Source organism: Clostridium chromiireducens, assembly GCF_003575225.1.
Lineage (GTDB): Bacteria > Bacillota > Clostridia > Clostridiales > Clostridiaceae > Clostridium > Clostridium chromiireducens.
The window spans coordinates 38,452-56,637 of sequence record NZ_QXDJ01000001.1; the positions used below are offsets into that span (position 1 = coordinate 38,452).

At 30.2% G+C, this 18,186-nt stretch carries 13 protein-coding genes and 1 other annotated feature; of the genes, 3 read left to right on the forward strand and 10 right to left on the reverse strand.

What is annotated here, in order from left to right:
• Nucleotides 1-53: 53 nt before the first annotated feature.
• The 3 genes from D2A34_RS00145 to D2A34_RS00155 form a co-directional block, all read right to left on the reverse strand.
• The gene (locus tag D2A34_RS00145; RefSeq protein WP_119365364.1) at nt 54-617 is read right to left on the reverse strand and encodes a cysteine hydrolase family protein; all 564 of its coding nucleotides are present in this window, start codon (nt 615-617) and stop codon (nt 54-56) included.
• Between the two features lie 276 nt (nt 618-893).
• On the reverse strand, nt 894-1,646 hold the full coding sequence (locus tag D2A34_RS00150) for a sulfite exporter TauE/SafE family protein (RefSeq protein ID WP_119365365.1): 753 nt from the start codon (nt 1,644-1,646) through the stop codon (nt 894-896).
• 385 nt (nt 1,647-2,031) lie between these two features.
• The gene (locus D2A34_RS00155; RefSeq protein ID WP_119365366.1) at nt 2,032-3,270 is read right to left on the reverse strand and encodes a GNAT family N-acetyltransferase; all 1,239 of its coding nucleotides are present in this window, start codon (nt 3,268-3,270) and stop codon (nt 2,032-2,034) included.
• Between the two features lie 402 nt (nt 3,271-3,672).
• On the opposite strand from D2A34_RS00155, the gene D2A34_RS00160 reads away from it, so the two are divergent.
• Complete coding sequence (locus D2A34_RS00160; protein ID WP_119365367.1) at nt 3,673-4,272, forward strand: DUF2238 domain-containing protein; 600 nt, start codon at nt 3,673-3,675, stop codon at nt 4,270-4,272.
• A 276-nt stretch (nt 4,273-4,548) separates the two neighbouring features.
• On the opposite strand, the gene D2A34_RS00165 is transcribed toward D2A34_RS00160, so the two are convergent.
• Nucleotides 4,549-6,267: a methyl-accepting chemotaxis protein gene (locus tag D2A34_RS00165; RefSeq protein WP_119365368.1), complete on the reverse strand. Its 1,719-nt coding sequence runs from the start codon at nt 6,265-6,267 to the stop codon at nt 4,549-4,551.
• Nucleotides 6,268-6,745: 478 nt separating this feature from the next.
• On the opposite strand from D2A34_RS00165, the gene D2A34_RS00170 reads away from it, so the two are divergent.
• Entirely contained in the window at nt 6,746-8,407 is a 1,662-nt protein-coding gene (locus D2A34_RS00170; RefSeq protein WP_079438383.1) for a glutamine--tRNA ligase/YqeY domain fusion protein, read from the forward strand.
• Between the two features lie 294 nt (nt 8,408-8,701).
• A complete protein-coding gene (locus tag D2A34_RS00175) occupies nt 8,702-10,462 on the forward strand; it encodes a methyl-accepting chemotaxis protein (protein WP_119365369.1) in 1,761 nt (586 codons plus the stop codon).
• A 307-nt stretch (nt 10,463-10,769) separates the two neighbouring features.
• Here D2A34_RS00175 and D2A34_RS00180 read toward each other — a convergent pair whose 3' ends face one another.
• The 6 genes from D2A34_RS00180 to D2A34_RS00205 all read right to left on the reverse strand — a co-directional run bounded on the left by D2A34_RS00180 (nt 10,770) and on the right by D2A34_RS00205 (nt 18,058).
• On the reverse strand, nt 10,770-11,414 hold the full coding sequence (locus D2A34_RS00180; protein WP_119365370.1) for a TetR/AcrR family transcriptional regulator: 645 nt from the start codon (nt 11,412-11,414) through the stop codon (nt 10,770-10,772).
• Complete coding sequence (locus D2A34_RS00185) at nt 11,407-12,609, reverse strand: MFS transporter (protein ID WP_119365371.1); 1,203 nt, start codon at nt 12,607-12,609, stop codon at nt 11,407-11,409. Before D2A34_RS00185 ends, D2A34_RS00180 begins: the two co-directional genes overlap by 8 nt.
• Before the next feature lie 258 nt (nt 12,610-12,867).
• On the reverse strand, nt 12,868-14,529 hold the full coding sequence (gene gltX, locus D2A34_RS00190; protein WP_079438387.1) for a glutamate--tRNA ligase: 1,662 nt from the start codon (nt 14,527-14,529) through the stop codon (nt 12,868-12,870).
• A 283-nt stretch (nt 14,530-14,812) separates the two neighbouring features.
• A complete protein-coding gene (locus tag D2A34_RS00195; RefSeq protein ID WP_119365372.1) occupies nt 14,813-15,454 on the reverse strand; it encodes a lactate utilization protein in 642 nt (213 codons plus the stop codon).
• A gap of 159 nt (nt 15,455-15,613) precedes the next feature.
• Nucleotides 15,614-16,075, reverse strand: a complete 462-nt coding sequence (locus D2A34_RS00200; RefSeq protein ID WP_423243109.1) for a VOC family protein — start codon at nt 16,073-16,075, stop codon at nt 15,614-15,616.
• Nucleotides 16,076-16,080: 5 nt separating this feature from the next.
• Nucleotides 16,081-16,333: a binding site (T-box leader), on the reverse strand.
• A gap of 837 nt (nt 16,334-17,170) precedes the next feature.
• Nucleotides 17,171-18,058, reverse strand: coding sequence for a bifunctional helix-turn-helix transcriptional regulator/GNAT family N-acetyltransferase (locus tag D2A34_RS00205; RefSeq protein WP_119365373.1), 888 nt, complete (start codon nt 18,056-18,058; stop codon nt 17,171-17,173).
• Nucleotides 18,059-18,186: the final 128 nt, after the last annotated feature.

The following is an 18,186-nucleotide window of genomic DNA, read 5'->3' on the forward strand; positions in this document are numbered from 1 at the left end:
TTTTGATTAATTTATATATTAAATATACTTTCTGTCCCAAATTAAAAAGTTCCTTACGTTCCCTCAACTTCCGAGATATTATTTTCTAGTTCTTCAATTGTTAATACAGGACTTTTAACGAAAAACTTTAGGTACTCTATAGCTTCTTCATTTTTTTCTCTTTCTGAAAGAACACAATCTTTTAATATTGTAACTAAAATATCTCTATCGTAAGCATCTATTACTGTAGACCTTATGCTGACATCTGTTCCATATCCCGCAACATATATATGCTCAATTTTATTTTCATATAAGTAACTTTCAAGCTTAGTATTATAGAAAGCAGTAAATCTACATTTGTTAATAACAAGTTCATTTTTCAATGGTAGTAAATCATCAATAAACTCACTTTCCCAACTTCCCTCTTCACACCACATCTTTTCAAGATTTAATGTAACTCTTGGCCAGTTGCTCTTATTTCTTCTGTATAAAGTTCTTACATGAATAACTGGTATGTTTTTATTTCTAGCTATGTTTAATGCCTTTGCTGTATTAGGTATGATAGATTTTTCAAACTCTTCATTTTTTAAATCTTTAAATATCTTCTGCATATCAACTAGGAGTAATGCAGATTTCATAATATAACCAACCTCCAATTCTTATATTAAACACTTCTTTGAAAACATTTAATCTTTATAATAATATTCAGATACTTCTAGATTTATTGAACCTATATTGATAATTACCAAATAAATTTGCAGAATATTTATGTCTATAAATATACCTTATTAGCAACAAACTCTCTTACCTAAGCTCAATAATAAATCTTAGGCAAGAGAGTTTTTAATTTGAGGTTTTATTCTAATTATTAATCTTTGTGGACTTTAACTAAATTAATTGCTCACAATTTACATCTATAACACTTCAAATAGTATCTTAATAAAGAAAACTGTAAGTACAATTATAATTACCGGACGTGCTATTTTTGCTCCACTTTTAGTAAAATAACCAGAACCCATGTAATTTCCAGCTATACTGAATAAGCCTGCAACTAATCCCAAAATCAAATACACTTTCCCGTTTATTATGAATGTTATTAACCCTGCTATATTTGACGATAAATTAATAGCTTTTGTTGTTCCAGCGGCAGTATTTAAACGTAAATTAGCAACACCTGTTAGCAGTAATATCAAAAATGTTCCAGTTCCCGGACCATAAAAGCCATCATAAATACCTATAAAAAATGCACTTAACATACATATTATATATGTTTTATAATTTATCGATGTTTCTTCACATTTATTCTCTTCAAAATCACGCTTACGCAAAACATAGAATGCAATAACAGGTAAGATCACTATCATTAAAATTTTAAAGTAATGATCATCAATTTTTAGCGAAATGGTAGCCCCAAGTGCTGATCCTATCAAAGCACAAACTACACTACAAGCTGCGATTTTTAATTTTATATACCCATTCTTTGCATAACGGTATGTTGATATAGCTGTTCCCATACTTGCACTCATTTTATTTGTTCCAATAGCTAAATGAACAGGGATTCCTGCAAATATAAATGCCGGAAGTGATATAAGCCCTCCCCCACCTGCAATTGCATCTACAAATCCTGCAAGAAAAACCAGCGGACATACTATAATATATTGAATCATTTTCAGCCTCCTCATAAGTTTACATACCAATTGATATTATCAGCCTTTCAACATATAATCAAATTTACCAAGTATGGATAAACACGCTAAAACTTAGATTTACGTGTAACTTCCCGAAATAAGTATATAAGTTATACTAATAATAAGTCAAATATACAATCTGGGTATCTATACAGCCAGCCTTTAATATTATACTTAGTAAATTAAAGCATGCTTTTAAGAGCTGCGATATTAAGCTAAGCTGCAGCCCTTAAATATTAATTTTATGCAGTACATTAATAAATTTCAAATTAATTCCCTGTAAAACTTCTTCTAAAGAATATGAATTTATTTATAAAAATAATTAAATATTTAAGCTTCTACTAGTATGCTAATATCCTCAGAATTAAAAATAATCTGAAAAGTAAGGCTTTTCAACTGGTATCAGCTGTTCTAAAATTCTAAGCATATAATACTCTGTATTTATTCTTCCACACTCATATAAAAATGTTGGACGTTTATAGCCCATGAACATTGTTGTTAATGTCTGAATATCTATTTCTACTAAATTAGCAGCATGGAGATCATCTGTTTTTTCACAATAGGTTTCTTCTTCATTCCAGTAAACTTTAAAAACTCCATTATTCCACTTTGCAATAGAATCAGTTATTTTAAAATTAATTTTTATTTTTTGCGACTTATCTAAAAAAGGATATTTCAAAATAAAATCTTGTACATCTATGATCCTCGCCATGAAGTATGGTTCAATATTCTCAACTATTTCACTATCCTCAAACATAAACGCCATTGGCTCTCCAGAGAAATTATTTCCTTTTACTTCATTCACCATTGAATGATGTGCACTTATATAGTTCCAAATTCCGTGACTTGCTTCGGTATTTAGATACACCATTTCTTTAATATGAAATATATCATTTCTAATATAATAAATCAGATACCCAAGAGGCTTGTGATTTTTATTATAATAGATAGCAGCAATAATATCATCATTATCCCAACGCCAGTATTCATCCCAAGCCATCTCATCACGAATCATTGCTCCATGGCGTTGCATTGAAAAATAATCATGCACATTCAAAAGGTCTTCACGGTCCAACTCTACACGCTCCATCATTCCAGTTACTGGCTTTACTTTAGGAAGCTGCGTATCTTTTATAGTGAAAGTAATCTTATCCGAAATAATTTCCCATCCATGTTTTCTATACAAAGGAATTGAATAGGGATATAAAAACGATATAGACTGCCCTTCTTTATGCATATGCTTTATTGCCTGTTTAATCAACGAGTGGATTAATCCCCTTCCTGTATACTCAGGATAAGTTGCAACACCAGTGACTCCACCCATTTTACAAATATAATCATGAATATTTACTTTCATAGAATATACTACAATCATTGAAGCTAACTTATCATGATAAAACCAGCCTAGAACATAGGCATTTTTAAGAATAGGCATTTTTGCATGCATAATTTGATCTTCTGTCCAGCCTGTATGAAGAAGATCTTCCATGGTTATTTGAAAGGCATAACGCAGAAGTCCATTAAATTGCTCGAGATCATTTTCTGTTAATTTTCTCATCTTAAAATCGCCATTTACCTCAATGTATTTATCTGCCTTTTCCATAAATCCTCCCCGACTATATTAAAAAATTGCTCTTAAATATCATATAAGAACAATATTTTTTATTAATAAAAAATCATAACTATAGTCTTTAAACATTATAATTTTGTAAATCTCTATAGTATATTATCTCATAATTATATTATAGATCTTTGATTTTATGTAGTCAATTTTGCACTTTTTACCTAAAACTAACAATTAAGCTTTGATTTTTAATTAGCTCGTGAAACATTTATAAAACTCCTTTGTAAACAATAAACAGCCATATCTACAGAATATTTTTCATCTGGACTAAGTAAATTATACTCATGTATTATTAATTTATTTTCCATATATATTTTTGAGCAGACATGGAAAAGATATAGTTGCACCTTTACTTATGTATTCCAAAAAGGAGTAGGTTTGATGAAAAATAAAGATAATAAACTAGCTATCGGAATTGCCATCTTATTTGAAATAATAGCCATAAGCACTGTTATTATCAAAATAATTTCTAGACAGTGGAATGACATGCATCTATTGTTCTTAGTGATAATATGTTTGACACTTCCTTTTGTAATTACATATATAGCAAACAAATATAATTTTATGTTACCTTCCAGCTTTCAATTAGTATCCGTGTCATTTATTCTTCTTGCTCAATATTTTGGTGAATTCATACAATTATATACCACATTTCCGTGGTGGGATTTATTCCTTCATGGCTGCTTTGGCTGCTATGCGCCAATTATTGGACTACATTTAATAACAGGAATTATAACATGGGATAGTGGAGTTACAAAAAAGCGTTTTGTTATTTTTACTGGTATTATAGCCTTTTGTTTCACACTCGCTGTAGGTGTACTATGGGAAATATTTGAGTTCTTAGGCGACTATTTTCTTAAGACAGGTATGACAACTGGCGGACTCGAAGATACAATGACTGATTTAATTATTAAGACTTTATTTGCCCTAGCCACCACATCAATATATTGTTATAAGAAATTAAAAAACTCAAAATATTAATATTACGTTTCTAAGATATATATCTATTATATATTGAAATAGTATATAGTAACTATTTTATTAATTTAATGATCATTATTAAAACTTATTTTTTAATTATAAAAAATACTATATATAACTATAGGTTAATAACTTACTAATTAAATAAATTACTTCAATTCTATTTCTACTGAAAACAAAAAGGGAGAGGTCCTTTTATCCGTAACCTCTTTCCCTTATTTGTTAAACTTAATAAATATTTCGTATAATAATTTTTCTAAATCCTTTAATTCAAAACTATATCCTAAATCTATGAACTATTTCGTTAAGCTTTTCTGCAATTTCTGCTTGATGTTGTGCGGTTTTAGCTACTTCTCCTATTGACCTTGTTGTCTCGTTAATACTCTCTCTTATTGTTTCAGCATTTTCAGATGACTTTTGTGCTGTCTCAGCAGTAGTTTGTATTGCTCCACTTACTTGTTCTATCGTTACAGTAAGTCCTTCAGACATAGCTTCTATCTCTTCAGACATATTTTTTACAAATTCTGCATCGCCATGGTATTGATTACCCATTTCTTTCATTGACTCAAATTGAGGATCTACATTGTTCTTTATGAAATCCAAAATCTCTTTGCTATTATCAGAAAGATTTTCGAAAGCCGCTTGTACTTTTGTAATTGTCTCCTGTATATTTGTTACAGCTCGCCCTGATTGTTCCGCTAGCTTTCTAACTTCATCAGCTACTATCGCAAAGCCTTTACCTTGCTCTCCAGCCCTAGCTGCTTCAATTGCTGCATTTAATGCCAATAAATTTGTTTGCTCAGATATTCCTGCAATTGTATCAGCCATTAGTTTTATATCATTTACGACCTGTCCTTCTCTAATTGCTTTCAGTCCTTTTTCTCTTTTTTCTTCATATAATCCTCTTGCTTCCTCTACAGATAATTTACCTTTTCTTTGAAGTTCTAAAGCTCTATCTTTAGATTTATTAGCATTATTGCTTCCTTCCTTTGCCTTATTTGATAATATATTAATGTTAGAATCTACTTCTTGAACAGATGCACTTATTTCCTCTGCTGAAGCACTCGTTTCTTGGACATCATTTGTTATATCCATTATTGCTGAATTTATGCTATCTGACGTTGATGTTAATTCCTCAACTGTAGCAGAAAGTTTATGGCTAGCTGCATTCATATCCTGTGATTTTTCCATTATTTCTTTTATGAGGGTTCTCATATCATTCTTCATTAAATATATAGACTTTGTGAGTTCTCCTATCTCATCTTTACGTTTTAGATATTCTTCCTGAATAATTCCTGTAAAATCTCTATTAGCTAATTCCTTAATATGTTTAACTGCTGAATTTAACGGGTTAACTATCATTTTTGAAATAGTAACAGCTAAAACGGTTGATATTATAATGGCTAATAAAACTAACCCTATGTATATCTTTATTGAATTCTTGAAATCTGTAATATTTTGAGCATTTATTTCTTCAGCATCTTTAATATTATATTCTGATAAAGCCTTTAATTGTTTTTGGAATTCATTAACTTTAGTAGAAATAACTTTATATCTCTCAAATGCGTCTGATTGCCTTCCCTCCATTGCCAATTTTATTATATTATCTCTTCCTTCACTATAAGCTTTAAGTTCATCTTCAATAATTGGGGTTGTATCTAATTCAAATTTATCAAGGTTTGTTCCCTTATACATTTGCCAATTATCATTATACTTTTTAGTTCTTTCTTGAATATCATTTAATTTATTCTTTTGCTCTTCAGGATTTTTTGTATCTAAAATAATATAATATATGTCAGCCTCTATTGCTTGCGACTGAGCTATATTATCATTTAAGCATTGTACTGCTAATAAATTTTCATTATACATTGATGTTACATTATTGTTTGACTTCCAATTATAATAGAAACCTGTTCCTCCAATGAAAGCAATTAAGAAAATCATTACAAACGTAAATAAAAAAATTTTACTCTTAACTTTTAATCTGTTTATCATCTTATTCCTCCTAGTATAAACTGTTTTTGCTTTTGTATTACTAATTATCTCATTGTACAAAAAAAAGATAGTCTTCTGCTTATTTCTACATGAAATAAAAGACCACCCTTCTTCGAGTTACCCATAATATAATATTTTATCAGAAATCCTAAAAAAATCAAATATTAAATACATTTACCTTTTTGGTGAATTTTATGTCTTATATTTTTACCTTTACCAAATTTTCAATTATCCTCTTATTCAAACCTTTTCTCATGGATTCTAGTTCCCAATGATGTATTCCGTATTACTTCTTTTACCAAGCTTATGAGTCCCACATTTAACAACTTTAGCTAATTCAAATAATTTTATCTTTATTTTTTCTTTATATTAGATTAAAATTATTATTAGTGAAAATAACAATATAGTTAAGAGGGAATACTAATTAAAATAATAGATTTTTTCTTAATTTAAATACAGTTATAAGTGAGGTAAGACTATGTCAAACGAAATCAATTCTTCTAATTTTATTAGAAATATCGTAGTAGAGGATTTAGACAGTGGTAAACATAACCAAATAATAACTCGTTTCCCACCTGAACCAAACGGTTACTTACATATAGGTCACGCTAAATCTATTCTTTTAAACTTTGGTTTAGCTTATGAGTTTAATGGGAAAACACATCTAAGATTTGATGATACAAATCCTGTTAAAGAAGATACAGAATATGTTGAATCAATTAAAGAAGACGTTAAATGGCTTGGGGGAAACTGGGATGAACTTTTCTTTGCATCTGATTATTTCGATGAGATGTACAATAGAGCTGTTTTATTAATAAAAAAAGGAAAAGCATATGTATGTGACTTAACTTCTGAAGAAGCTAAAGAGTATAAGGGAACATTAACACAACCAGGTAAAGAAAGTCCATATAGAAATAGATCAGTTGAAGAAAATTTAGATTTATTTGAAAGAATGAAAAGCGGAGAATTTGCTGATGGGCAAAAGGTTCTAAGAGCTAAGATAGACATGGCTTCACCTAACATTAATATGAGGGATCCTGTTATATACAGAATATCTCATTCTACTCACCACAATACTGGTGATAAATGGTGTATATATCCTATGTATGATTTTGCTCATCCATTAGAAGATGCTATTGAGCAAGTAACTCACTCAATCTGTACTTTAGAATTTGAAGATCACAGACCACTTTATGATTGGGTAGTAAGAGAATGCGAAATGACCGCTTCCCCAAGACAAATAGAATTCGCAAGGCTAAATATGACTAATACTGTTATGAGTAAGAGAAAGCTAAAACAATTAGTTGATGAAAAAGTTGTTGATGGGTGGGATGATCCTAGAATGCCTACTATCTGTGGGCTTAGAAGAAAAGGATGTACTCCTGAAGCTTTAAGAAATTTCTGCACAGCTATTGGAGTTGCTAAAGCTAATTCTGTAGTAGACTCTCAAATGTTAGATTACTTTATAAGAGAAGATTTACAACTAAAAGCACCATTAGCTATGGCTGTATTAAATCCATTGAAACTAGTTATAACAAATTACCCTGAAAATGAAACAGAAATGCTTTCAATAGAAAATAATGCCAAGGATGAAACTCAAGGTACTCGACTTGTTCCATTCTCTAGAGAATTATTTATTGAAAAAGATGACTTCATGGAAAATCCACCTAAGAAGTACTTTAGATTATTCCCTGGTAATGAAGTTAGATTAAAGGGAGCATATTTTGTTAAATGTACTGAGGTAATCAAAGATGAAAATGGTGAAGTTGTAGAAATTCACTGTACTTATGATCCAGAAACTAAGAGTGGTTCTGGTTTTACTGGCAGAAAAGTTAAAGGAACAATTCACTGGGTTGATGCAAAGACGTGTCTTCCTGCTGAATTTAGATTATATGAACCATTAATTCTAGATGACGTAGAAGAAAATGAAGGGAAACACTTCCTAGAACAAATAAATCCAAATTCATTAGAAGTATTACAAGGATTTATTGAACCAACTGCATTTAAAGATGCTAAGGCTCAAGATAAATTCCAAATGGTTAGAAATGGTTTCTTTAATGTAGATACTAAATATACAACTGCTGATAAGTTAGTATTTAATAGAATAGTTCCATTAAAATCATCATTTAAATTAAGCTAATCTATATATCATAAACTTGATGATAATATCGTATAGTTATCATCTTGAAAGGGTACTCTGCCGCTATGCTAAAAGTTATGCAAAGCTGTGCACTGAGTGACCCTTCTTTTTATTATATATCCTCCTTTGATACTCTTGTCTCATTCAGAAAATTTTTATTATTATTGTAACCAAATCCTAAAATTTTATCTAATTTTCCATATTTCGATAAAAACTAACTTCAACTATTAAGTTAATAAATTGCATTTCGATAATAGAGATAAAACTATATATATATTAGGGGGAATGCAACAGATGGAAAAATCACTCAAAAAAACAAAAGGCTTACCCATAAAAACGAAACTCATTTTAGTAATGATACTATTATTAAGTATACCCGTACTTGTACTTGGATTAGTGAGCTACTATGTTGCCAGAGGAGAACTTGAAAATAGTGGAAAGATTTTATTAAAAAATAGTGTAGAAATGACATTGCAAGTAATTGATGCAAATCAAAAACTTGTTGATAAGGGCTATCTAACCCTTGATGAAGCACAAGAAAGAGTTAAAGAATATATGCTTAGCGAAAAACAAGCGGATGGTACAAGAAAAATCAACCAAAATTTAAGCTTAGGTAAAAGTGGTTATTTATTTGCTTATACTCAAGATGGAGTTGAAGCAGTACATCCTAGTTTAGAAGGCAAAAGTGTACTGGATTATAAAGATAAAAAGACTGGCGCATTATTTGTTAAAGATCAAATTAAAGTAGCTAATGGTGGCGGAGGTTATCTGACTTATTGGTGGACACTTCCTAATTCAGATAAGATTTCAGACAAGATAACTTATCAAAAAACTGATCCTCATTGGGGTTGGGTAGTTTGTGCTGGTACTTATATGAGTGATTTTAATGTTGGTTCAAACAATATTCTTATTACTACTCTTATCATACTACTAGCAGTACTTATTATAGGTTCTGCCGTAATCATGATATTTGCAAAACACATATCTGCTCCTATTAAAGAAATAAGTAACGCTGTAGATATTGTTGCTTCAGGTAATTTGAATATAAAAATAGGAAAAATTAAAAACAAAGATGAAATCGGTAATTTAAATAATTCCTTCGAAATAATGGTTAAGAATGTTAGTGAATTTATAAGTTCAGTTAAAAATTCCGTTAATGTTGTTTTTGACTCTTCCAAATTATTAGATGAAATTGTTGCCGAAAATACAGCCTCTATTAATGAAGTTGCGGCTTCTGTTGAAGAGATTGCTAAAGGTTCAAATGAGCAGGCTAAAGAAACAGAAAACGGTGTCATTAGAATTAGAAATTTATCTGACAAGATAGATTTAGTTACAAAACTAACAATAGAAACTAACGATATCGCAATTAAAACAACTAATATAAGTAACAGAGGTTTAGAAGCGATTGATATACTTTCACAAAAATCAATTGAAAACAGCAAAGCTACTGAAAAAACTAGTGATATAATCATGGAAGTTGATAAAACTTCTGTTGAAATTGGATCTATTACTGAGGCAATAAGCCAGATTTCAGAACAAACAAACTTATTATCTTTAAATGCTGCTATAGAAGCTGCAAGAGCTGGTGAGCAAGGAAAAGGCTTCGCCGTAGTTGCTGAGGAAGTTAGAAAATTAGCTTCTCAATCTTCAATGTCTGCTGCAAAAGTTAAAGAATTAATCAATGGAATTCAAGATAAATCAAAAGCCGCTGTTAAAGCTATTGAGGATGGAAAGTTAATTGCTAAAGAACAAAACAAGTCTGTGCTGGAAGCTAAGGATATATTTGTTGAAATATTAAAAGCTGTAGAAAAGATTACAGACGATATGAAAAACTTAAAAACTTACAGCCTGGAAATGGAAGACGAAAAAAATGAAATAGTTGAAATTTTAGAAACTCTTTCTGCTTCAACTGAAGAGAGTTCCGCTGCTACTCAACAAATTTCTGCTACAACTGAGCAGCAATTAGCAAGTGTAAATCAAATAGCAAAACATACTCAAGACCTAAATATACTTGCAGAGAAGCTCAGAGAAGCAGTTAATTCTTTCCAAGTTTAAAAATTATAACATCTATTGATGAAAATGAACTCTGTAATAGTACTATAAATATTCATAATTAACTAAATTAAAACCATACCGGAAACAGTATGGTTTTAATTTGACTTATGATACAGCAATCAGTTTTGTAAAAAAATAACTACTTATTATCATATAAGTAACCAACTTTTTTCTGATATGGTCCCCTCATGCCGCATTTTTTAAGCATATTCTTAAGAATATATATGGTATAGAATAAATATTCCCATATTGTTTAGAATATTTATTCAAAAGAATATATAAATAATGCAAATTATTCTAATCAAAATCACTCTTCTATATTTTTAATTGAGCTTATTATCATTTCTACAACTGTCTCAGTGATATCATCAAATGTTAAAACTTCATCCTTAATTTGTAGTGACGTATAACTTACTCTCTGCAGCACACCCATAATTGTTTGAAACATATAATATCCTGTTTTGGTGGGATGTAAATCTGATTTTAACGACCTATCAATGATACCTTTATTAATAGCATCGGTAAAAAAATCACTCATATCATCTTCTAAAATGAAATTCTCATACTTTAATTTTAATTCTTCATTTGAATCATAAGCTCCGTAATAAAAGTCAAACAGAAAAATAAATTTGATTTCATCTTTATACTCTTTAGCAAAATTAATCCAAGCATTGAGCATTGCTATTATTCTATCTTTTCCACTCTCTTCACATCTATCCTCACTTTTTATAAATTGTACCATATGCCGTATAATATCCATTTGCACTTCAAAAATCAATTCATCTATTGACTTAAAATGCTTATAAAAAGTGACTCTACTTATTCCTGACAAAGTGCACACATCTTTAATATTAACATTAATAAAATTATATTTTAAAAATAATTCTTTTCCAGTCTGAATAATCTCTTCACGATTTTTATTTTTAATTTTTTCATGCCATGATTCACTCATTTTCTGCTACCTCTTCCTTATATGATTTGTTTCCAATAAAAGTAATTCCTATTGTTCCAATTAAAATAAGAGCTCCTACAGCATATGGAAGATTTATATGTTTATCAAATAAATTTCCAGCCATTAGAGGACCAATTATATTCCCAAAACTAGTATAAGTATTACTAAGTCCCGAAACAAATCCTTGCTGATCACCAGCCTTATTTGAGAGCATTGTACTTACAGTAGGCCTCAAAAATGAATTAAATGCAAAGAATATTGCTGAAACTACTAAAAGATATATAAAGTTAACTTTTATAAGCATCAATAAAAGCGCAATAGCCGTCATTAAAAGAGAAAATCTTATAAGTTTATATTCTCCAAAACGTTTTATTACCTTATCAATTAATCCTACTTGTATAATAATCCCTATAATTGCTCCCAAAGTAATTAAAACAGAAATATACTGAGAATTAAATCCATATTTTTGTTCTACATATAAAGAATATACTGTTTCGTAGTTTACTAAACCAAATGTCATAATAAAAATAAGTATCAAATATGGAAAATATGGAGTATGGAAGGATTGAATAAATTGTCTTGAAATAGATTCGTTCTTCTTAAGGTTTTTTAATGAATTTCTCTTCTCTATGGACAATGTTTCTGGAAGTCCAATAGTTAATACTGTTGCAACTAAGCCTAAAGTAGAGGCCCAAAAATACGGTACTCTAATACCTAGTTGAGCTATAACCCCTCCTATTCCTGGCCCTAAAACCATTCCTAAGTTTATAGCAGCACTAAAGTATCCCATTCCCTTTGCACGAGTTTCTTTAGTAGTCGTATCTGCAATATATGCAAGATTGGATGGTATCATAATTCCTAAACCAATTCCCCCAATAAATCTCGCTATATATAGCCATATCAATTCTTGAGATATGGCAAACATGAAATCAGAAATTACTGTAAGAAATAAGCCAGCTAATATCATCTTTTTTCTTCCATATTTATCTGAAAATCTCCCACCAATTGGTGAAAATAAAAATTGAGCCGCTCCAAAAACAGCTACTAAGTAACCAGCTACAGAGCCTCCTGCATTAAATTGCTTTAAATATTCCGGCAAAATTGGTATTACCATTCCTTGTCCAAGTAACGCAATGAATATATTAAACATCAAAATACCTAAAGGCAGTCTTTTTTTTATGTTTGAATTGAACATTTTTACCTCCTAAGTTTACACACAATAAACGATTTACACCACGTAAACCATTTTACTATTATTTTCATTTTTTGTAAACCACATTTGAAAGGACAAAATCACAGGCGAATATACTTTATTTTATATTCTTTAATTATTATATTAAATTTGATAAAACCTCTCTGTATATAAGTTGCCTTCAAATTATTATGCATCATAATTTCTTAAAGAATAAGAACTACTACAAGTTCTCCTGTAGTAGTTCTTAATAATGTTTGCCTATAAACTTAAAAATTTATCAAATCTGCTTCTAGTATTTTCTTCACCTATTATTTGCATAATTGTATATATATCAGGTGAGTTAGTTCTATGAGTTAATGCAGCTCTAACTGCTCCTGCAACATCTGAAATCATTCCTTTATATTGATCTGGATTTGCTTTGAAGTCTTTTCTATTTGCACAATATCCAAGTCTAAGTCCAATTTCTTTTAAATCTTCAAACCAAGCTTCTTGGCTTTCCACATTATAGTTAAATTCATTTTTATAAGTTTCTACTACAGCCTTAGCAGCTTCTATTGTAACGCCCTTTGGTAATTCTATTTGTTCTGCTGTTTCGTTATAGAATAATTCATCAAAGAAATAGAAAATTTTATCTTTAACTTCATCCCATTTAGCAAAGTCTTTTCTTGGTTTTGGACCTTCTTTATCTATATTGAAGATCTCTTTTGCCATAGTTTCATTTTCTGTAACTAATTTATACATTTCTGCATCATACTCTTTAGCCCATACTGTATAGTAGTCATAAACATCAGTAGCTTTCATTGCTGCTATTCTATCTTTTGATACGTCGTTTAATTTAACTAAATCAAATAATGCTCCACTCTTACCCATCTTTTCTAAATGAACTTCGAATTCGTGGTAATCAGCCTTAGGATTCTCAGCTCTCCATTCTTCATAAGTAGAGTTTACTATATTAAGTAAATATTCAATTACAGTTACTACTGGGAATCCAACTTCTTTATAGTAAGAAACAGCTGCTTCTGCATCTTTTCTCTTTGAAAGCTTTCTCTTTGATCCACCATCTTGTTTCATTATTGTTGGAATATGAGCATATCTTGGTGCTTCAAAACCTAAAACTTCAAATAATTGAACGTGTATAGGAAGTGATGATAGCCACTCTTCTCCTCTTATTACATCTGTTGTTCTCATTAAATAATCATCTATAGCGTGAGCAAAGTGATAAGTTGGAAGTCCATCTCCTTTAATAAGCACTACATCTTGATTATTTTCTGGGAATGATATATCTCCCTTTATTAAATCGTGGAACTCAACTCTTGTTTCAGGATTTCCTGGAGATTTTAATCTTATAATATACTTTTCTCCGTTTTCAATTCTCTTTATAGCTTCATCTTCAGTTATATTTCTGAATTTTGCATATTCGCCATAGTAACCTGGAGTTATTTTATTTGCTATTTGTCTTTCTCTAAGTTCAGCCAATTCTTCTGGAGTACAGAAATCTGGATAAGCTAAACCTTTTATAAGTAAATCTTTTGCAAAAGTATTATATATTTCAGCTCTTTGACTTTGTCTGTATGGACCATATTCACCTTTAGATGTTTCTTCTCCTGTCATACCTTCACTAAAATCCATGCCAAAATTATGCATAGTAGCTATTGTATCTTCTATTGCACCTTGAACTTCTCTCTTTTGATCAGTATCTTCTATTCTTAAATAAAAAACACCTTCACTTTGGCTTGCTAATCTTTCATTTATTAATGCAGCAAAAACTCCACCTATATGTTGGAATCCAGTTGGACTTGGTGCATATCTAGTAACTCTTGCACCTTCTTTAAGATTTCTCTTTGGATATTTTTCAACGTAATATTCAGTTGTATGTTCAACATTCCCAAATATTATATCTGCTAATTTTTCAAAACTCATTATTTGTATCTCTCCTTATCATTCTTCCTTACAAGGTATTATAAGCCCCTTGTCATGGCAATTTATATCAAGTGAAACTTGATTCAGGTGGGGTTTGATCCCCATCTGAATCCTAGTTGAACTTATACCCATGAAGGGCACAATGTCCAGGAGCGTGCAGCCGTTATCCCCCGCTTAAAGAAGTGGGGGTATTACGGATGCTAGCTATCGGATAAACTACACATAAATATGTAGAATAAATTCAAATTATTTAATTATCACAATTTAATAACATTACAAAATATTAATATCCTAATTGTTTTCCTACAATTATTACTTTTATCCTACCTTTAACAAATTGTCCTCTTATAATGGTAAAATCATTACATATTCTATTAGGACTTTTACAATCCACACAATACCCTAATTTAGCGCATGGAGTATCCTTCCCTAATCTTTTTGCATCAATCGGAGCAGCATAATTTCTAACTCTTCTTTCTGCTTCTTCTATATCTTTAACAATCTTATTTGTTCCAGTCACTAAAATAACCTGCTTAGGACCATAAATCATTGGTGCGACTCTACTTCCATTACCATCAATATTGTATAGTTCTCCACTTTCAGTCAGGGCATTCGTACTACACATAAAAGTATCAGCAGAGAAGTTTTGCATATAAATACTTTTCTTTTCTTCACTTGTAATACTTTCTCTATACTTATCCAAAAATGCATAATTTCCCTCACGAAGAAAGTCTATAACACCCGTTTCAAACAACGTCATAGAATCACCAACCCCTACAACAGAATTTTCATCTATGAGTTTTTTTAAAAGTTCTTTTAATTCATTATCATCATTTACAAAGAAACCATCCATGTAACGTTGCCTTAAATTTTTTATAGTTCTATTAACTTGTTCTTCTTTGTACCATGAAATATTGATATCCATATAATATATAGTCCTTTCTAAGTAAAAAGTTTCAACTTTTATCTTTGCATTATAAATAATTCAAAGGATTGCACCACTATTTCTAATTCATAGTTCACAATTTAAGAAGATTGAGAAGTAAAATAATTTCTAATATTGCTTATTAGACACTCTATAAGTTCAGCAACCAATTTCAATGTAATTACCTTCAGGATCAGCAATCCAAAAATTTCTTTGACCCCAAGGTTGTGTAACTGGCTCTCCTGTGAGTGATTTAACACCAAGTTTCATTAGCCGTTCATATTCTCTATCAACATCATCTTTAGTAGGAACGCCAATGCCTATCTGCATTGTCAGATTGAATCCCATTGGCGGGTAATAAGGTTGGTTCATCGCCTCAGCAAATTTTTTCCTGTCAAACATAAACAAACCACCATCTTTTACTTTGAAACTTACAAACGGTCCTCCATCCCAATCTGTTTCGTAGCCTAAGATATCCCTGTAAAACATTACCATGTTCTCAATATCTTCGGCAAATATCCCTGTATGTACGCTGTTAGACAATATGCCCATATAAATAACCTCCTTCTTTAAATATATAATTTTTCTTAGTTTTAAATACAAAAAAGCCCTTCGTCCCAAAATATAATTAGGACGAAAGGCTGACTTCCGCGTTACCACCTAAATTGATTAATTTAAGCATATTAACTTTTGTTATTAATAAACCTAATTTAACCCTCTTAATTATCTTTAAGGGAATAACCCCATAAATATACTACGCTTACGCTTTCTATTTATCACTCCAAAGCTTCCTTCAATAGTTTTAAATTCTAGGATTACACCATCCCTAGATCTCTTTAAATTAAAATTCTATTTACTCTTCTTTTTCATTGCTATTATCTGTATTTATATTTTATTTAGTATTTACAAAATACAAATCAATTATACATTTTGAAAATACCAATGTAAAGATAAATTATTATAATATAGCAATATAGTTTTTAAACGGTACATTTTAATATAGATAACCAACGCATAACTTATAGTTAAACATATAACTCACCGAAATGAATAGCATACGTTTTGTTCCAGTTTCTAAGGAATTTTTATGGGTGATTCTAAGAACAAAAGTTGTGCCCAAAATGCTAGCCTCAAAGACAAAGCTTTGAACTAGCATATTTGGAACAACTTTTCTTCTAAGAATCACTACCACAAAAATTCCTTACGAAACATTCCACAAAAGTATGCTATTCATTTCTAGTTGAATTATCTTTCAAAATATATCAATTTTATGTTTCGTTTATCTATGTAGATAAACACATATAGCTTAGACTTATGAGATAACTTCCCAAAAATATAAATATGTTTATCTAATAAATCAATTATTTAAGTTACATATATATGTTTAAGTTCCATTATTCAATCTTATTATATAATTTCAACACCACTCCTATTTCCCATTATTCCATTAGCATAGATGTCCAATTTAAATATTTAATTTATAACTCGGAGTATATTCAATATCATAAAGAATGGGTACTCTTTTGTGCAGTGTTTCATTGATAATTTGATTGTAGGATTTTTTCAGCAGAAGTTGTTCCATTTGAGCTTGTCATTTGCTTGCCAATGGAGCATGCTCAAATAGGCGCAACTTCTGGTGGTAGAAATCCACAACCAAATTCTCTAGAAACCGAAACAACAGAGTACCCATTCTTTCGATGAGTTATATGCATAAGTTTAAGTTATAGCTTGAATAAAATCAGACTTTTTTATTATAGTCGGAGTAACTGAATCACCATAAAAATTTACTGGCTCTCCTATTATTTCACATCCGAAATTCTTTAATAGTTTTACTGTTATATCTCTAGCTTCACTATATATTTCTTCAGCTCCATTGTTAAATATATCATTTAACGAAAATACAGCTAACTTCTTACCTATGCCTATTCCACGTAATCTTTTATCAACAGCATACCTTCCCCAATGCCACTCATTATTCTCAATCCATCCTGCTGTAACACCAACAATATCTTCACCAACTCTTGCACACCACCAAATTGGCTCTAGATTCTTCTCTAACGGAACTAAATTTGCCGGAATGTTTTGTTCCTTAGTAAACACTCCTATTGCTAATTTAATAGCATCTTCCATATAGTTTAATGATACTCTCTCTATTTTTATCCTAGACTCATTTTTTATTAGGTTACTCTTTAAAGAAAGGATACGGAATTCATTAAATGATTTTACAATATTACTTACTGTTTCCTCATCCCCATACTCTAAAATCTCATTAATGACTTTATTTACTTCACCATCTCCGTTAATTATGTTTTCCTTTCCTAATGGCAGAATATCAATGTCTTTCATTCTTTTGTCAGTTTTAGATTTTTCCACTTTTATAAACCCTTTGCTCTCTAAGTTACTAACAGTTCTACTTAAGGAAGCTTTATCAATTCCCAATTGAACTAACAACTCATTAAAAGGGGTATTTCCATTTTGTTTAAGATAACTTAATATATGAGCTTGCGCTAAAGTCAATCCAGAATTTAAGCAATTATGACTTAGCAAACCTAATTCTCTTATAATCAATCGCAGTTCTTTCCTAATTATTTCTTCTTTATTCATACATAACACCTCAACTTAATTGATAATATCAACTAAATTATACTATAGTTAAATAGATAGTGCAAACTACGATAATTAGCACATACTACAAGCTCTATCTAAGGATTTAACCGTTATAGAAAACTTAT